Annotated in this window: 16 protein-coding genes; 13 read left to right on the forward strand and 3 right to left on the reverse strand. The window is 63.5% G+C overall.

The features are described 5' to 3' along the window. The first annotated feature begins 78 nt into the window (after positions 1 to 78). From KYT87_RS07420 to KYT87_RS07465, 10 genes are all read left to right on the forward strand, one after another. Positions 79 to 720: a peroxiredoxin gene (locus KYT87_RS07420; RefSeq protein WP_046802740.1), complete on the forward strand. Its 642-nt coding sequence runs from the start codon at positions 79 to 81 to the stop codon at positions 718 to 720. A 213-nt stretch (positions 721 to 933) separates the two neighbouring features. Continuing rightward, the gene (locus tag KYT87_RS07425; protein WP_104143150.1) at positions 934 to 1,962 is read left to right on the forward strand and encodes a sulfate ABC transporter substrate-binding protein; all 1,029 of its coding nucleotides are present in this window, start codon (positions 934 to 936) and stop codon (positions 1,960 to 1,962) included. A 24-nt stretch (positions 1,963 to 1,986) separates the two neighbouring features. Next, positions 1,987 to 2,877 (forward strand): sulfate ABC transporter permease subunit CysT, encoded by an 891-nt coding sequence (gene cysT / locus KYT87_RS07430; protein ID WP_370638753.1) that lies wholly within the window; start codon positions 1,987 to 1,989, stop codon positions 2,875 to 2,877. Further along, positions 2,874 to 3,776 (forward strand): sulfate ABC transporter permease subunit CysW, encoded by a 903-nt coding sequence (gene cysW, locus KYT87_RS07435; protein ID WP_219991941.1) that lies wholly within the window; start codon positions 2,874 to 2,876, stop codon positions 3,774 to 3,776. The genes cysT and cysW overlap by 4 nt, the downstream gene beginning before the upstream one ends. Positions 3,777 to 3,803: 27 nt before the next feature. Continuing rightward, positions 3,804 to 4,868: a sulfate/molybdate ABC transporter ATP-binding protein gene (locus KYT87_RS07440; protein WP_046802744.1), complete on the forward strand. Its 1,065-nt coding sequence runs from the start codon at positions 3,804 to 3,806 to the stop codon at positions 4,866 to 4,868. A gap of 2 nt (positions 4,869 to 4,870) precedes the next feature. Next, positions 4,871 to 5,617: a phosphoadenylyl-sulfate reductase gene (locus KYT87_RS07445; RefSeq protein ID WP_219991942.1), complete on the forward strand. Its 747-nt coding sequence runs from the start codon at positions 4,871 to 4,873 to the stop codon at positions 5,615 to 5,617. Positions 5,618 to 5,658: 41 nt separating this feature from the next. Next, complete coding sequence (cysD, locus tag KYT87_RS07450) at positions 5,659 to 6,567, forward strand: sulfate adenylyltransferase subunit CysD (RefSeq protein ID WP_104143154.1); 909 nt, start codon at positions 5,659 to 5,661, stop codon at positions 6,565 to 6,567. A 40-nt stretch (positions 6,568 to 6,607) separates the two neighbouring features. Beyond that, the gene (locus tag KYT87_RS07455) at positions 6,608 to 7,906 is read left to right on the forward strand and encodes a sulfate adenylyltransferase subunit 1 (protein WP_120154439.1); all 1,299 of its coding nucleotides are present in this window, start codon (positions 6,608 to 6,610) and stop codon (positions 7,904 to 7,906) included. 212 nt (positions 7,907 to 8,118) lie between these two features. Continuing rightward, positions 8,119 to 9,654 carry a PA0069 family radical SAM protein gene (locus KYT87_RS07460; RefSeq protein WP_255593993.1) on the forward strand — a complete coding sequence of 512 codons (1,536 nt, stop codon included), beginning with the start codon at positions 8,119 to 8,121 and terminating at the stop codon, positions 9,652 to 9,654. Between the two features lie 62 nt (positions 9,655 to 9,716). Beyond that, positions 9,717 to 10,214, forward strand: coding sequence for a hypothetical protein (locus tag KYT87_RS07465; RefSeq protein ID WP_219991943.1), 498 nt, complete (start codon positions 9,717 to 9,719; stop codon positions 10,212 to 10,214). Positions 10,215 to 10,273: 59 nt separating this feature from the next. Here the strand turns inward: KYT87_RS07465 and KYT87_RS07470 are convergent, their stop codons facing one another. Further along, on the reverse strand, positions 10,274 to 11,146 hold the full coding sequence (locus KYT87_RS07470) for a DMT family transporter (RefSeq protein ID WP_219991944.1): 873 nt from the start codon (positions 11,144 to 11,146) through the stop codon (positions 10,274 to 10,276). A 218-nt stretch (positions 11,147 to 11,364) separates the two neighbouring features. Between KYT87_RS07470 and rplS the strand changes: the two genes are divergently transcribed. Next, the gene (rplS, locus tag KYT87_RS07475; RefSeq protein WP_006218237.1) at positions 11,365 to 11,745 is read left to right on the forward strand and encodes a 50S ribosomal protein L19; all 381 of its coding nucleotides are present in this window, start codon (positions 11,365 to 11,367) and stop codon (positions 11,743 to 11,745) included. A gap of 123 nt (positions 11,746 to 11,868) precedes the next feature. Continuing rightward, on the forward strand, positions 11,869 to 12,600 hold the full coding sequence (locus tag KYT87_RS07480) for a CoA pyrophosphatase (RefSeq protein WP_046802751.1): 732 nt from the start codon (positions 11,869 to 11,871) through the stop codon (positions 12,598 to 12,600). Between the two features lie 124 nt (positions 12,601 to 12,724). Here the strand turns inward: KYT87_RS07480 and rsgA are convergent, their stop codons facing one another. After that, on the reverse strand, positions 12,725 to 13,639 hold the full coding sequence (gene rsgA, locus KYT87_RS07485; protein ID WP_046802880.1) for a ribosome small subunit-dependent GTPase A: 915 nt from the start codon (positions 13,637 to 13,639) through the stop codon (positions 12,725 to 12,727). A gap of 38 nt (positions 13,640 to 13,677) precedes the next feature. Beyond that, positions 13,678 to 14,928, reverse strand: coding sequence for a M48 family metallopeptidase (locus tag KYT87_RS07490; protein WP_219991945.1), 1,251 nt, complete (start codon positions 14,926 to 14,928; stop codon positions 13,678 to 13,680). A gap of 60 nt (positions 14,929 to 14,988) precedes the next feature. Here KYT87_RS07490 and orn point away from each other — a divergent pair, with 60 nt between their 5' ends. After that, the gene (orn, locus tag KYT87_RS07495) at positions 14,989 to 15,534 is read left to right on the forward strand and encodes an oligoribonuclease (protein ID WP_046802753.1); all 546 of its coding nucleotides are present in this window, start codon (positions 14,989 to 14,991) and stop codon (positions 15,532 to 15,534) included. Positions 15,535 to 15,614: the final 80 nt, after the last annotated feature.

Consider the following 15,614-nt stretch of genomic DNA (forward strand, 5'->3'; position numbering starts at 1 on the left):
TTGAAACGCCATCCTGCGCTGCCCCCTGCAAGGCGGGCGGCCAGTTCCTCCCCACTGAATCCTCAAATAGGAGACACCATGAGTCATCTACGTCTGGGCGATACCGCCCCCGATTTCGAACAGGATTCCTCGGCCGGTCCCATTCGCTTCCACGAATACCTGGGCAATAGCTGGGGGGTGCTTTTTTCGCATCCGGCCGACTTCACGCCGGTGTGCACGACCGAGCTGGGTTACACGGCCAAGCTCGCTGACGAATTCGCCAAGCGCAATGTGAAGGTGCTGGCCCTGTCGGTGGACGGCGCCGATTCGCATTCGAAGTGGATCGAAGACATCAACGACACGCAGTCCACCAAGGTCAACTTTCCGATCCTGGCCGACAAGGATCGCAAGGTCTCCGAGCTTTACGACATGATCCACCCGAACGCCAACGCCACCTTGACGGTGCGTTCGGTGTTCATCATCGACCCGAACAAGAAGGTGCGGCTGATCATCACGTATCCGGCCAGCACGGGCCGTAACTTCAATGAAATCCTGCGCGTCATTGACTCGCTGCAATTGACCGACAGCCACAGCGTGGCCACGCCGGTCAACTGGGAAGATGGCGACGACGTGATCATTGTTCCGTCCCTGCAGGACGAGGCCGTCATCAAAGAGAAGTTCCCCAAAGGCTACAAGGCCGTGCGTCCTTACCTGCGCATCACGCCCCAACCGAATAAGTAAATTCGAATTCCGGGGGGTAGCCTCCCGGTAAAAAACGCGGCGTTGAGCCGCCCGAACCGCCGCCTTCTCCATAGGAGAACGCGGCGGTTTTTTCATGGCTGGGACGGCGGTCCTATATGCCTGCGAGCGATGAGCAATCAAATAATGATTCGTTCCGTTCAGAATGCGCAGCCAGCACACTTGCTTCCATATTGAAAATACAGGGAGCAAGGGATGTCTTTCGGAAAAGCGGGTTGGTTGGCCGCGCTGGCAGCGGTGGCGGTATCTCTGACGGCCGTGGCGCCGGCGCAAGCGCAGCAAAAGCAAACGCTGTTGAACGTGTCCTATGACCCCACGCGCGAGCTGTATCGCGCCATCGACGATGCCTTCATCAAGCAGTACAAGGACAAGGCCGGCGTCGACCTGACCATACGCCAGTCGCACGGCGGATCGGGTCGCCAGGCGCGCTCGGTCATCGATGGGCTGGAAGCCGACGTGGTGACGCTGGCGCTGGCCTATGACATCGACGCCATTGCCGACCGGGGGCTCATTCCCGAAAACTGGCAGTCTCGCCTGCCGCAGAACAGTTCGCCCTATACGTCCACCATTGTGTTCCTGGTGCGCAAGGGTAACCCCAAGGGCATCAAGGACTGGGACGACCTGATCAAGGACGGCGTGCAGGTCATCACGCCCAACCCGAAGACTTCCGGTGGCGCGCGCTGGAACTATCTGGCTGCCTGGGCCTACGCGTTGGAAAAGAACGGCGGCAGCGAAGAGAAGGCTCGCGCCTATGTCGGCGACCTGCTCAAGCACGTGCCAGTGCTGGACACCGGTGCACGCGGCGCCACGACCACGTTCGTGGAACGCGGCGTGGGCGACGTGCTGCTGGCCTGGGAAAACGAAGCCTTCCTGGCGCTTGAAGAACTGGGTCCCGACAAGTTCGACATCGTGGTGCCGTCCCTGTCCATCCTGGCCGAACCACCGGTGGCCGTCGTGGACAAGATCGTGGACAAGAAGGGAACGCGCGCCGCCGCCCAGGCGTATCTGGAATTCCTGTACACGCCCGCCGCGCAGGAAATCATCGCCAAGAACTATTACCGGCCCATCGACAAGACGGTGGCCGCCAAGTACGAAAGCAAGTTCCCCAAGGTCAAGCTCGTCACCATCGACGACAAGATCTTTGGCGGCTGGCGCAAGGCGCAGAAAGATCACTTCAGTGATGGCGGCACCTTCGACCAGATCTACCTGCCGCAAAAGAAATAACGACACGACCTTCGGACGACGGCTATGACAACTGCCTCCCCCCCGACGGCAATCGGCGCGCAAGCGCCTTTTGCCGTTCGGCGCAACAGCCCGGGCGTGCTGCCCGGATTCGGTATTTCCATGGGCTACGCCGTGCTGTACCTGAGCGTGCTTGTGCTGATTCCCCTGGCTGCGCTGCCCATCAAAAGCGCCGAACTCGGGTGGCAAGGGTTTTGGGACACGGTGACGGCGCCGCGCGTGATGGCGTCGTATCAACTGACCTTTGGCGCCTCGCTGATCGCTGCCCTGGTCAACCTGGTGTTCGGGTCCGTGGTGGCCTGGGTGCTGGTGCGCTATCGCTTTCCCGGCAAGAAGATCCTGGACGCTCTGGTGGACCTGCCCTTCGCATTGCCCACAGCGGTGGCGGGCATTGCGCTGACCGCGCTGTATTCGCAAAAAGGCTGGCTGGGCGCGCCGCTGTCCGAGTGGTTTGGATGGAAGGTGGCGTTCACGCCGCTGGGCATCGTGATTGCGCTGATCTTCATCGGCGTGCCCTTCGTGGTGCGCACGGTGCAGCCGGTGCTGGAAGACGTAGAACGCGAAATCGAAGAGGCGGCGGCCAGCCTGGGTGCCAGCCGCTGGCAGACCATCCGCCGCGTGCTGCTGCCCACCGTGGTGCCGGCGTTGACGACGGGCTTTGCGCTGGCGTTCGCGCGGGCAGTCGGCGAGTACGGGTCGGTGGTTTTCATTGCCGGCAACATGCCGATGGTGTCCGAGATCACGCCGCTGCTGATCATTTCCAAGTTGGAACAATTCGACTACGCCGGCGCCGCCGCCATCGCGACCGTGATGCTGGTGCTGTCCTTCGTCATGCTGTTGGTCATCAATCTGCTGCAAGGCTGGCAAGCCCGCCGCAACCTTGGGAGGCTGGCATGAGCGCAGCGGATCGTCCCGCCCATTTGACCGAACCGCGCTGGGTGCGCGGCGTCTTGCTGTTTATTGCGCTGGCATTTCTGACCCTGTTCCTGCTGGTGCCGCTGGCGGCAGTGTTCGCCGAGGCCTTCAAGAAAGGCTGGCAGCTGTACCTGGATGCCATCGTGGAACCCGACGCGCTGTCCGCCATCCGGCTGACCTTGCTGGTGGCGGCCATCGCGTTGCCGGTGAACCTGGTGTTTGGCGTGGCGGCGGCATGGGCCATCACCAAGTTCCAGTTTCGCGGCAAGCAGTTCCTGATCACGTTGATCGACCTGCCGTTCTCGGTATCGCCCGTGGTGGCCGGCCTGGTTTTCATTCTGTTGTTCGGCACGCAAGGATGGCTGGGCGGCTGGTTGCAGGACCACGACTGGAAGATCGTCTACGCCGTGCCCGGCATCATCCTGGCCACGCTGTTCGTGACCTTTCCGTTTGTGGCGCGTGAGCTGATCCCGTTGATGCAGGCGCAAGGCAGCGAAGAAGAACAGGCGGCGCTGACGCTGGGCGCCAGCGGCTGGCAGATCTTCTGGCGCGTGACGCTGCCCAATATCAAGTGGGGCCTGCTGTACGGCGCCATCTTGTGCAACGCGCGGGCAATGGGTGAATTTGGCGCGGTGTCGGTGGTGTCCGGCCAGGTGCGCGGGCTGACCAACACCATGACCCTGCACGTGGAAATTCTCTACAACGAATACCAGTACTCGGCCGCGTTCGCCGTGGCCTCGTTGCTGGCTCTGCTGGCGCTGGTGACCCTGGTGGCGAAAAACCTGGTCGAGTGGCGCAACGCGCGCATGCTGCGCGCCGCCGACCTGCCGGTCGAGTATCCCGGTGCAGCGGCCGCAACGATCAAGCCGGCCATCGCGTAACGCGCGACGGCCCAGACGGAGACAGGCATGAGTATCGAAGTACGTAATCTATCCAAGCGCTTCGGCCAGTTCCAAGCGCTGAACGACGTGTCGCTGCATATCGAAACCGGCGAACTGGTGGCGTTGCTGGGGCCGTCCGGCTGCGGTAAGACGTCGCTGTTGCGCATCATCGCCGGGCTGGAATTGCCGGATTCGGGCAGCGTCCTGTTCGGGGGCGAAGACGCCACGGACGTGGACGTGCGCCAGCGCCAGGTGGGATTCGTATTCCAGCATTACGCGCTGTTCAAGCACATGACGGTGTTCGAGAACGTGGCGTTCGGCCTGCGCGTGAAGCACCGGTCGCAGCGCCCGTCCGAAGACCAGATCCAGCGCAAGGTGCATGACCTGCTGACGCTGGTGCAGCTGGATTGGCTGGCGGATCGTTATCCGGCGCAGCTGTCCGGCGGCCAGCGTCAGCGTATCGCCCTGGCACGCGCGCTGGCCGTGGAGCCGCGCGTGTTGCTGCTTGACGAACCGTTTGGCGCGCTGGACGCCAAGGTACGCAAGGAACTGCGTCGTTGGTTGCGCCGGCTGCATGACGAGCTGAACGTGGCCAGTGTGTTTGTGACGCACGACCAGGAAGAGGCGCTTGAGGTCGCCGACCGCGTGGTGCTGATGAACGCCGGCCGTATCGAGCAGGTGGGCACGCCGCGTGAAGTCTGGGAACAGCCCGCGACGCCGTTTGTGTACGGCTTCCTGGGCGATGTGAACCAGCTGCAAGGCGTGGCCACGGGCGGAGTCTGGGAAGGCGCCGGCTTGTCGCTGCCGGCGCCTGACCTGGCGCAAGCCCATGCGCAGCGCGCCACCGCTTACGTTCGTCCGCACGAGTTCGAGATCGAGCGTTATCGCGCGGGCGGGCAGGGCATTGCGGTGCGCCTGTCGCACGCCTATCTGGCCGGCCCCAGCGCCTATCTGGAACTGGCGCGCCAGGATTCCGACGCCATCATCGAAGCGGAAGTGCCCGAGCACCTGTATCGGGAACTGGACCTGCGCGATGGCGATACGTTGTTGGCGCGTCCCCGGCGCGCCCGGATCTTTGCGGTGCAACCATGACCATGACGACCTCTGTTGATTTTCCTTCCATCCAGGACGCCGCGCTGGCGCAGCGTTGGCAGGCGCTGGTGCGGCGTCTGGCCGATATTCAGCAGCGTCACCCGGACGCCGCGCTGGCGTCGTCGCTGGCCGCTGAAGACATGTTGTTGACGCATGCCCTCTACGACTCGGGCCTGGACCTGGAAGTGTTCACCCTGGATACGGGCCGCTTGCATGCGGAAACGCTGGGCGTGCTGGACGCCGTTCGCGCGCGCTATGGGCGCGATGTCACGGTGTACCGGCCCGTGGCGGCGGCGGTGGAGCAGCACGTTGCCCAGCATGGCGCCTATGCGTTCTATGAAAGCGTGGATCTGCGCAAAGCCTGTTGCCAGATTCGCAAGGTCGAGCCGCTGCGACGCGCGCTGGCCGGGCGCAGCGCCTGGATCACCGGGCAGCGGCGCCAGCAATCCACCACGCGCGGCGAACTGCCCTTGCAAGAGCAAGACCCCGTGTTCGGCCTGACCAAGTTCAACCCGCTGGCCGAATGGAGCGAGGACGACGTGTGGGCAGTGATCCGTGCGCTGGATGTGCCCTACAACCCCCTGCACGACCAGGGCTACCCGTCCATCGGCTGCGAGCCCTGTACGCGCGCCATCCGGCCGGGCGAGGACGTGCGAGCTGGAAGATGGTGGTGGGAATCGTCGGATTCCAAGGAATGCGGTCTGCACGCGGGCAACCGCGTCATCAGTGTCGTGACGCGCGGCGAATGACGCCGTCCATGAATTCAAATTCTGTCTTAGGGGAATAACCTATGTCTGCTGTGATCCAACGCAGCCACCTGGATTGGCTGGAATCGGAAGCGATATTCATCATGCGCGAGGTGGCCGCCGAAAGCGAAAAGCCCGTGCTGCTGTTCTCGGGCGGCAAAGACTCCGTGGTGCTGCTGCGCCTGGCGGAAAAGGCGTTTCGCCCCGGCCGCTTTCCCTTCCCGCTGATGCACATCGACACGGGCCACAACTTCGATGAAGTCATCGCCTTTCGTGATCAGCGCGCAGCCGAATTGGGCGAGACCCTGATCGTGCGCAGCGTCGAGGACTCCATCAAGCGTGGCAGCGTGGTGCTGCGGCGCGAAACCGACTCGCGCAATGCGGCGCAGGCGGTGACGCTGCTGGAAGCCATCGAGGAATTCGGCTTTGACGCCTGCATCGGCGGGGCGCGCCGCGACGAGGAAAAGGCCCGCGCCAAGGAGCGCATCTTTTCGTTCCGCGATGAATTCGGCCAATGGGACCCCAAGGCACAGCGCCCTGAACTGTGGAACCTGTTCAACACGCGCGTGCATCGCGGCGAGAACATGCGTGTCTTCCCGATTTCGAACTGGACCGAACTGGACGTTTGGCAATACATCCAGCGCGAGAAGCTGGCGTTGCCGTCGATCTACTTTAGCCACCAGCGAGAGGTCGTCCGGCGCAAGGGCCTGCTGGTGCCGGTGACCCGCCTGACGCCGCCGCAAGACGGCGAGCAGGTCGAGCGGATGCCGGTGCGCTTTCGCACGGTGGGCGATATTTCTTGCACCTGCCCGGTGGCTTCCGACGCCGCCGACACCTACGCCATCATCGCCGAGACGGCGGTGACCGACATCACCGAGCGCGGCGCAACGCGCATGGACGACCAGACTTCCGAGGCCTCGATGGAGCGCCGCAAGAAGGAAGGCTATTTCTGAATGCACAACGCCGGCTGCGGCCGGCGGCAGGGGACGCACCATGAACGCACTGAACGATTCTTTCCTTTCCGGCGCCGGCACGGGCGTGCTGCGCTTGATCACGGCGGGCTCCGTCGACGATGGCAAATCCACGCTGATCGGCCGCCTGCTGTACGACAGCAAGGGCGTATTCGCCGACCAGCTGGATGCGATCTCGCGCGCCAAGCACAAGCGCGTGGCGGGCGACGGCATCGACTTTTCCCTCTTGACCGACGGGCTCGAAGCCGAGCGCGAGCAGGGCATCACGATTGACGTGGCCTACCGGTACTTTTCTACACCCGCGCGCAAATTCATCATTGCCGATGCGCCCGGCCACGAGCAATACACGCGCAATATGGTCACGGGCGCGTCCACGGCGGACGTGGCCGTGATCCTCATCGACGCCACGCGCGCGGCCGACGGCAAGCTGCTGCCGCAGACCAAGCGGCACAGCACCATTGCGCGGCTGCTGGGTATCCGCCACATCGTGGTGGCCGTGAACAAGATGGACCTGGTCGATTGGGATCGCGCCGTGTTCGAGCGCATTCGCGATGCGTATGCCGAACTCGCCGCCAAGCTCGGCATCGCACATTTCGATGCGCTGCCGCTGTCGGCGCTGAATGGCGACAACGTCGTGACGCTGTCGCCCAAGACGCCCTGGTACGAAGGCCAGCCTTTGCTGGCGCTGCTGGAATCGTTGGACCTTGCCAGCGACGGCCGTGCCTTGCCGCTGCGCTTTCCCGTGCAGTGGGTGGCGCGGCACGGGGGTGATCAGAAAGAAGACTTTCGCGGTTATGCCGGCCGGTTGGCCAGCGGCGTGCTGCGCGCGGGCGACGCCATCACCGTGCAACCGTCGGGCGTCAGTGCGGTGGTGCGCGAAGTCCGCGTCTTTGACCGCGTGCTGGACGAGGCGGTGGCGGGCGACTCGGTCACGGTGGTGCTGGATCGCGATGTCGACGTGTCGCGCGGTGATGTCATCGTGCACACGGCGGCGCCGGCGCAAGTCACCCGCGAGTTCGAAGCCGAGCTGTGCTGGCTGGATGCGCAAGCATTGAACCCGGCGCGCAAGTATCTGTTGAAGTCGGGCACGCGGCTTACGTCGGCAAAGATTCGCGCGGTGCTCTCGCATCGCGACATCCACGAATTGCAGGAAGTCGAGAACACCGAAGGCACCTTGCAGATGAACGACATCGGTCGCGTGACGTTCACCACGCGCGAGGCGTTGGCGGTGGATCGGTACGCTGATGTGCCGACGACCGGCGCCTTCATTCTGATCGATGAAGCCACGCATCAGACGGCTGCGGCGGGCATGTTGCGCTAGGGTGGAATCGGGCCGGAAAACAACGGACTTTCGGCCCGCTTTTTGATGTTGTATTTCTTCCAAACCTAATGCTGGTGCGGGTTTCCGGGCGATATCGCCTGATGAAATCGATTTGTTCAGACGCGCCTCGCGTCTTGCGGTAAAGTGGGGCTGTCTTACGGAAAGGCTTTTGGTGCTTGTCAAAACCACTGTGTTTTTGTACAGTAGTTTTTATGGCACGCACCGATCATTCTTTTCCCGCCGGTTCTGGGTCCCCGGCTGCCGCCCCCGCCGCCTTGCGCGGTCGGGGTGCGGTTACTAATGTTCGGCATCGCTTTCAGCGCGATGACCGTGTGCAGGTCGACGACGGTTGGTCCGGTTCAGGCCTGCCGGCGGATTTCGTGGAATCCGTCCCCGACTCTTTCTCCGACTCCTTTTCCGATACATTCACGGATTCCGCTTCGGGCGATTCTTCTGAAGCCGGGTCCGGCTCCGCGCACGCGCCGGTGGCTGGCGCGCGCCCTGGCGCCACGGTCATCCCCATCGTTCCTGATACGCGGCTGGCTCCGCCCGCACCCAAGACAACCGTCACGGCCGAAGAAGCGCGCAAGATGCTGTCGCGCAATGACTCGCCCGATATCCCCTTCGACGTTGCGGTAAACCCGTATCGCGGTTGCGAGCACGGCTGCGTGTACTGCTATGCGCGGCCCACGCATTCGTATTTGGGCATGTCGCCCGGGCTGGACTTCGAAACCCGCCTGGTGGCCAAGGCAAACGCCGTGGATGCGCTGCGCGCCGAACTGGGGCGCCCCGGCTACAAGCCGTCGCCCATCAATATCGGTTCCGCCACTGACGCTTACCAGCCCATCGAACGCGATTGGCGGCTGACGCGCGGCATGCTGGAACTGATGCTGGAAACCCGGCATCCCGTCACCATCGTCACGAAAAACGCGCTGGTCGCCCGGGATCTCGATCTGCTTGCAGCGCTGGCTGAGCAGAATCTGGTGGTCGTCTATATCAGCATCACCACGCTGGACGCCGGCATGGCGCGCACGCTGGAGCCGCGTGCCGCAGCGCCGTGGCGGCGGCTGGAAGCCGTGCGCAGCCTTACGGATGCCGGCGTGCCGGTCGGCGTGCTGGTGGCGCCCGTCATCCCGTTCATCAATGATGAATCCATGGAACACATCCTCCAGGAATCCAAGGCGGCCGGCGCGCATTACGCCAGCTACACCGTCTTGCGCCTGCCCTGGGAGGTCAAAACCCTGTTCGAGGATTGGCTTAACGCCCATTACCCCGACCGCGCCCAGCGCGTGCTGCATCGCATAGAAGACCTGCGCAACGGTCGCCGCAATGACCCTAATTTTGGCTCGCGCATGCGTGGCACCGGCATCTGGGCAGACTTGCTGCGCCAGCGCTTCGCCGTCGCGACCCGCAAGCTGGGGCTGAACCGCCACAGGCTCGCGCTGGACTGCGATCGCTTCCAGCCGCCGCTGGCGGCGGGCGCCACGCCGTCTCTGTTTTCGGCGGGCCCGCTTGCAGGGCAGGGCACGGCCTCTTCGGCTGTGTCCGCAGCAGTGGCGTCGTCGGCCGGCTCTGCGGTGACTGTGCCCGCTACCCCTTCCTCTACCGCTTTCCTATCCCCGGTTGGCGCGCAAGCGTCTTCAGGGGTCCCCCTTTCTGACGGCCTGCCGGCAGTTTCCGGCGGCTATGGCCGCGGGGCGCGCCAGTTGCAGGCGCTGGCGGCCGGCCAGTTGTCGCTGTTCGATTGATCACGGCCGCTCGCCGTGTCGGCCGCTGCGGCGGCGTGGAATCGTTTCTTCAAGGAGTTCTCATGAACACCGCTGATTTTTCCGTTTTGTCAGATGAGCTCATCGTCTCGTTGAACCCGCTGCGCCGTGGCGCGTATCGAGCCCGCGCCGCTTGCGCCAAGCTGGCGGGCCTGGCCATGCCGTGGAATACCGCGTCCGCCGGTGACGAACCGCGCCAGCGCAGCCGCTCGGGCACGTCTCCCGCGCGCTGGCCGTTCCCGCCCACGCCGGCCCAAGAGGGCGGCTTGGTCGAGCGCGCGGCAACGCGCGGGATCCCATCGGGCGTGACACCGTTGCCGGTGCCTGCCGTCACCCCCACGATGGCGCCCGCCGTGTCACCTGCCATGGCCCCCGCTTTGGCGGTGTCGGCGGTACGCGAGCGCAGTCTGGGCAACGCCACCGTTGAACCCGTAACGTCGCAAGTCACCATGAAGGCCATGGTGCTGGATGTGGTGATGGTGTTGGCGTGGGGCGCAATCATCCCCGGCCTGATGTGGCTTGGAGCCGCCGCTGGGTTCTGAATCGCCCGGGCTCGATTTTGAATCAATCGCGACCGATACATTGAACGGCCACGGCAGGCTTAGCTGGAGCCCAGCAGCACCACGCCCACCAGAATGGATACGCAACCGGCCAACCGGCCCGGCCCGACCTTTTCGCGCAGCAGGAACATGCCGGCCAGGGTGCCCAGCATCATCGACATTTCGCGGGCAGGCGCCACCAGGCTTAACGGCGCGCCGTTGCGCAGCGCATATAGCACCAGGATGTACCCCAACGGAGACAGCAGGCCCACGGCCAGCGCCAGGTGCCAGTGCCCGCGCATGGACTGCCAGGCTTGCGCGCGCCGGCTCATCATGTGGGGCGTCATCATGGCGGTGCGCGTTACGCATGTGAACCAATCGAACAGCACGGGGCTGATCAACAGGACCTTCACGCCATAGGCGTCCACCACGGTGTAGGCGGCGATGAACAGGCCGATCACCACGCCCCAGCGCACGCCGATCCACGCTTGGGCCTGCTTGAAGATGGTCAGACGCCCTTGGGTGGCGATCATCAGCACGCCGATCACCACGCACAGCATGCCGACAATGCCGGTGCCGGTGGCGGGTTCGCCCAGCAGCAGGAATGCCCCCGTCGTGGAAAGCAGCGGGCCGGTGCCTCGCGCAATGGGATACACCACGGACAGGTCGGCAACCTGATAGCCGCGTTGCAGGCAAAGGCTGTAGCCCAGATGCAACAGGCTGGATGTCAGGATGGCGCCGACGACGGGCCACGTCCACGTCATGCCGTCGTGGATCAGCACCCAGATGACCCAGGGGGCGTACAGCAACGAGGCGCACAGCCCGTAGGCAAACACAAAAGGCGCGCCCACCATGGCCGCGCGCTTGGCAAGCAGGTTCCACGTAGCGTGGGCCATCGCCGCCAAGACGACCAATATCAGGGACGTATACGACATGAGGGAACAGCGCCGAATGACGTGTTTGTTACAGAAGCCGCTAGGGTACAGCAAGCTGCCGGAAGGGCGCCATTCTACCCGACGGCCTAGCCAACTTTTGGTGTAGAATCATTGGTTTGCCAAATCTCATCCTCTGCTTGCGGCACCAGTAACAACATCGGTAAAAAACGAACGGCAAAAGTTTTAGCCCGCAAAGACATGATGATCTAGGAGTTCTCATGAACCTTATCGCTATCCTGGAACAGGAAGAAATTGCCCGTCTGACCGGCGGCCAAGCCAAGCCTGAATTTGCTCCTGGTGACACCGTCATCGTGAGCGTGAACGTCGTTGAAGGCACCCGCAAGCGCGTGCAGGCTTTCGAAGGCGTTGTTATCGCCAAGCGCAATCGCGGCCTGAACTCCGCGTTCACCGTGCGCAAGATTTCGTCGGGTGAAGCCGTGGAACGTACGTTCCAGCTGTACTCGCCGCAAATCGCCGGCATCGAAGTCAAGCGCCGCGGCGACGTGCGCCGCGCCAAGCTGTACTACCTGCGCAACCGCTCGGGCAAGTCGGCACGTATCAAGGAAAAGCTGGTCAGCAAGCAAGCCTCGGCGGCTTGATCGCTTATCGGCACACGGCCCTACCAGTGTCGGACGTTCGCGCCATTCAGCGTTTCCGTCCGGCACAGGTTTCCGGGTTAAAAAGGCACCTGCGAGGGTGCCTTTTTCTTTTAGCAAAGCCGTATGTCTGATTCCTCGTATTCTGCGCGGCCTCGACGGCCGCTTGTGCGCCCGGGCTTCGATCCGGCAACGCAACCGTGGGTAGTGGCCAATGATTCTCTGCCGGCCGTACCTGCCAGCCTGTTGACCCCGGATCGCCTGCGGGGCACGCTGAACCAGCCATCCACCTGGACGCTGGAGCTTTCGCGCGACAACGATCTGCGATACCCCGGCCGCGAGGGCACACCGGTGCCCGCAGCCGTGTTGATTCCGCTGGTCACGCGCGACGACGGCGTACACATCATGCTGACCCAGCGCGCCGCGCATCTGCATGACCACGCGGGGCAGATCAGCTTTCCGGGTGGCCGCATCGAAACCAGCGACCCCACGCCCGTGGCCGCTGCCTTGCGCGAAGCGCAGGAAGAAACCGGACTGCCGGAAGACCATGTGGAAGTGTTGGGCAGCATGCCGCCCTACCTGACGGCGACGGGTTTTTCGATCATTCCGGTGGTGTCGTTGGTGCGGCCCGGTTTTGAACTGGCGCCCGACGCGTTCGAGGTAGCTGAAGTGTTTGAAGTGCCGCTGTCGTTCCTGATGGACCCGGCCAATCATCGGCTGTACGAGGCCAGGCTGGACGACGGACGCGTGCGCAATTACTACGGGATGCCCTACGGCAAGCATTTCATCTGGGGGGCAACGGCGGGCATGTTGCGCAACCTCTATCACCTGCTGCGCCACGGATTGCAGCCGCGCTGACGGTATGGCCGAAAGCGGGCCAGACCATCGCGCTATTTATCCGTGCAATAGAAAACGGCCCTTGCGGGCCGTTTTTGTTGCCGTCGCCTTTATGGCCATCGCGGCGTTCGCGAGCACCCCAAAATCAATAGCGCTGCTGACCCGCCAGATTCTCTTCAAGGATGCGCTCGTATAGCGCGTAGCGCAGCGGGTTGATCTTGCCTGCCTGCAAGGCGGCCACTACGCCGCAGCCCGGTTCACGGCGGTGCGTGCAATTGTAGAAGCGGCATTCCTCGATAGGCTGCGCAAATTCAGGGAAGCCGCGGATGATGTCGTCGCGCGTCAGGTGTTGCAAGCCGAACGCCTGGAACCCGGGCGAATCGATCAGGTCACCGCCGGGATCGGGCAGGTGATAAAGCCGCGTGCTGGTCGTGGTGTGCTTGCCCATGTCCAACGCCGTGGAGTGTTCGCGCGTGGCCGCGCGCGCGTCCGGGATCAATGCGTTAAGCAGCGTGGACTTGCCCATGCCGCTTTGACCCAGCAGCAGATTGGTGCGGCCGGCCAGACGAGGCGCCAGCAGCGTGTGCACTTTTTCAGGTTCCAGCGCGCTGAGCTCGACCACGGGCACGCCCAACGCCGCAATCGGCGCCAGGCGGGCGCGGGCGGCGGGCAATTCTTCCGTCAGGTCGGTCTTGTTCAAGACGATCAGCGGCGAGATGCCCGCGCTCCAGGCGCCGGCCAGGGCTCGCCCGGTCAGGTCGTCGGAGAAGGTCGGCTGCACCGCGATCACGATCAACAACTGGTCGACGTTGGAGGCGAACTGCTTGGACCGCATCTCGTCGGACCGGTACAGCAGGTTGGTGCGCGGCAGGATCGCGTCGATCGCGCCTTCGTCCTTGCCTTGCGGGGCAATGCGCACGCGGTCGCCGACGGCGGCGCCGGCCTTTTTGCCGCGGGGGAAGCACTTGCGCAGCGATCCGTCGGCAAGCTCAACGGTGTAGTGGCGTCCGTGCGCGGCGATGATGCGGCCGTCCAGCTGGCCGCCCACGGCGTCGGTCATGGGCGCTGCGACGCCGTTTCTGGCATTGCGCGGGGCGCTCATGCGGTGGGCGCCATCAGGTGGCGGATGCGCTCGGCGGCGGGGGGATGGCTATCGTAGAAGGCGGAATGCACAGGGTCGGGAGTCAGCGTAGCGGCGTTGTCGTCGTAGAGTTTGACCAGCGCGGACACCAGATGTTGCGGCGAACTCTGCTCGGCCGCATAGCGGTCCGCTTCGAATTCGTCGCGACGCGAGTACCAGCTGGCCAACGGCGTGAACATGAAAGTAAAAACGGGAATGACCAGGAAGAACAGCAGCAACGCCATCGCGTCGTTGCGTCCGCCCAGTTGGGGCACCACACCCAGGTCCATGTAGAACCAGGGTTGTTGCGATACCCAGCCCAGGATGGCAAAAAAGGCCAGCGCGGCGCCAAAGCTGAAGGCGACGCGCTTAATGATATGACGCTTGGCGAAATGACCCAGTTCGTGGGCCAACACCGCTTCAATTTCATCGCCGTTCAGGCGCGCCAGCAGCGTGTCGAAAAACACGATGCGGCGCGACCTTCCAAAGCCGGTGAAATAGGCATTGCCGTGCGCGGACCGGCGCGAGCCGTCCATGACGAACAGTCCGTTCAGCGCGAAGCCGCAGCGCTGCGCCAGCCGTTGAATGCGGCCGGCCAGGTCCGGGTCGGACAGTGGCGTGAATTTATTGAAAAGCGGGGCAATGAACATCGGGTAGACGATCAGCAGCGCCAGGTTGAACACCGTCCACAGCGCCCACGCCCAGACCCACCAGTAGGCGCCCGCGCTGCCCATCAACCACAGCACGGCGGCGGCCAGCGGCAGGCCCAGCACGGCGGCAACCAACAGGCCCTTGGCCGTGTCGGCAATGAATAGCTCGGGCGTCATCCGGTTGAAGCCAAAACGCGCCTCAAGCTTGAACTGCCGCCACAGCGTGAAAGGCAGGCCCAGCACGCCAAGCACCAGCGCCACTACGAGCAGCAAAAGCATCTGGCGCAAAAAATCATTGCTGGTAAGCTGCCCAACCATCAGGTCGATGAATTGCAAGCCGCCCATCAACGTCAGGCAGACCAGCAAAATGGCGTCGTAGGTGCGTTCAAGCATGCCCAGTTTGACGCGGGCGATGGTGTAATCGGCCGCGCGCTGATGGCTGGTCAGGCCGATGCGAGGCGAAAATTCATCCGGCACGCGATCGCGGTTACGCGCCACGTGGCGGATCTGGCGACCGGCCAGCCACAGGCGCACGGCAATATCGGCCAGCAGGAAAGCAACGAACAGCAGTGTGAACATGGGCGAAGCGTTTTGCTCAGTAGGGATGTGCGAAAATCGCGTGTTTTATAGGCAAATTATATGGCTGTGAACGAAAATCGCCTGGTCTGGCTCGACATGGAAATGACCGGGCTGGATCCCGAGAAAGAACGCATCATCGAGGTGGCCGTCGTGGTGACGGAACCCGACCTGACGGTCGTGGCCGAAGGCCCGGTGCTGGTCGTCCACCAGCCTGACAGCCTGCTTGACGCCATGGACAACTGGAATAAATCCACCCACGGCAAAAGCGGCCTGATCGACAAGGTGCGCGCGTCCACGGTGTCCGAAGCGCAGGCAGAGGATACGCTCTTGGCGTTTTTGGCGCAGCATGTGCCGGCGGGTAAATCGCCGCTGTGCGGCAACACCATCAGCCAGGATCGCCGCTTCATGTTTGCGTACATGCCGCGCCTGGAGCAGTTTTTCCACTACCGCAACCTGGATGTCAGCACGCTGAAGGAATTGGCGCGCCGCTGGGCGCCGGCCGTGTACAAGGGCTTTGAGAAAAAGAGCCGCCACGAAGCGCTGGCCGACATCTACGAGTCCATCGACGAACTCAAGTACTACCGCGAGCACCTGCTGAAGGTGTAGGCAGGGCGGTTTTCAGGGGGCGCATGTATCGGGCGGGATGCAGCGGGGCGCATTCATCGGCCTGCATCCACCCGGCCTGC

It is taken from the genome of Achromobacter sp. ES-001, from assembly GCF_019448355.1.
Lineage (GTDB): Bacteria > Pseudomonadota > Gammaproteobacteria > Burkholderiales > Burkholderiaceae_B > Achromobacter > Achromobacter spanius_B.